The sequence below is a fragment of the Pseudoalteromonas sp. C8 genome (genome assembly GCF_011378685.1).
Lineage (GTDB): Bacteria > Pseudomonadota > Gammaproteobacteria > Enterobacterales > Alteromonadaceae > Pseudoalteromonas > Pseudoalteromonas arctica.
Map to the genome: position 1 here is coordinate 1 of NZ_WTKT01000045.1, position 1,336 is coordinate 1,336.

At 36.8% G+C, this 1,336-nt stretch carries 2 protein-coding genes and 1 pseudogene; 2 read left to right on the forward strand and 1 reads right to left on the reverse strand.

All coding sequences use genetic code 11. The features are described from left to right. Both GQR39_RS20370 and GQR39_RS19930 read left to right on the forward strand, forming a co-directional pair. The coding region (locus GQR39_RS20370) for a transposase (RefSeq protein WP_240918232.1) at positions 1–170 on the forward strand (170 nt) is incomplete at its 5' end. A 440-nt stretch (positions 171–610) separates the two neighbouring features. Then, positions 611–1,057: an Hsp70 family protein gene (locus tag GQR39_RS19930; protein WP_165736422.1), complete on the forward strand. Its 447-nt coding sequence runs from the start codon at positions 611–613 to the stop codon at positions 1,055–1,057. A gap of 40 nt (positions 1,058–1,097) precedes the next feature. Here GQR39_RS19930 and GQR39_RS19935 read toward each other — a convergent pair. After that, a pseudogene (locus GQR39_RS19935) lies at positions 1,098–1,336 on the reverse strand (IS110 family transposase); the annotation flags it as partial.

Sequence of the window (1,336 nt, forward strand, 5' to 3'; positions counted from 1 at the left end):
TCGAAACAGCAGGTCGACATTATGTTCGCTATTCAGGGTATTTAAAAGATTGCCGCGTTTGCCCATTACAAACTCAATGCATGAGAAAGAAACCCACAAAACAAGGTCGGCAGGTACAGTTTGAAACGAATATAAAAGATAAAATCATCTCATATACCGATAAAATGTGAGTTAAAATAAACAGCAGTCCTGGCAGGCGAAACCTTTGTCAGTAAATAAGGCAAACGACTAGGTGCTATTGAGCCTACTTTCTTTAAACTCAGGAGCGGTNGTAATATTACGGTGAATAAAGGGATGAATAAATTCACGCTGCGCGGCCAAGATAAAGCCTATTTCTAATAAATCGTCAATGGAAAATGTACTGTCTCGTTCATTTTTTTAAGAACAGTGAGAAGTTAAGGAATAGTTTACATTAAGCCAAGGGCAAAGCCCTTAACTCAATAATCCCTCATGTTTAGCCCTCTAATCCCATTTATGACTCAAATTAATCAATTAGTTAATAAAAACAAAATAATCTATTTAATCTCAAGTAAATGTAAGCTACTGTCATTTTTATTTAAAATAAACAGGCTGAAATGAGAAATTCTACAGCCTCGTTATACGGTAAATCATGTTTAAGAAGCTATTCTCAAAAATTAAAAATAAAGCTCCTCTCGATAGTCGAGTGATTATTGATTCAAATGCTCCAATTGGTGCTGATGGGGTATTAACCCAGACCTTCGGTATTCGGATTTACGACGGTACGATTGCACCTTTCTCAAAAGTAGGTGAGAGCTACCCTAGCAAGGGGTCTTATTCATTCAGCACAGATGAAGATTTACAGAATCAAATCACCTTGGAATTTCATCGTAGCTCAGAAGCCAAGGCGACGTTCGAGAGCTTAATTGGTCAATTGAGAATTCGAGGCTATAAATTAGAAGAGGCAAGAGAGCCTTTGGTGAGAGTTCATTACGAAATATCCAATAACCAAATAGTAATCTGGGTTACAAACGAAAAGAACAACGGTGAATTATCAGTTTCAATAGTAAAAAACAATGAGGGATCAAGTGTTCACTAACCGTATAACAACACGCCCTGAGGTGGACCGCTAGTAAAATTTAACTATTAATTGCAAATTTTAAAAACGGTGAGTCTCTTCTTTTTAGCGCCGCTAAATAGGTTGATTCATCATAGGGAGTGTTAGTTTTCCAACATCTAAATACTATCCTGATCCACTTAAAGGCTAAGTCTCTAATGATACTATTATGTGGTTTTCCTTTAGCTTGTTGTTGCTCATAATAAGCCTTTGCCCAGAATGAATAACGAACCGAAAAACCAGCCCACTCAACAAATGTTT

Coding starts and splice junctions, on each gene's coding strand:
- GQR39_RS19930 (WP_165736422.1), top strand. CDS start 611: ATGTTTAAGAAGCTATTCTCAAAAATTAAAAATAAAGCTCCTCTCGAT.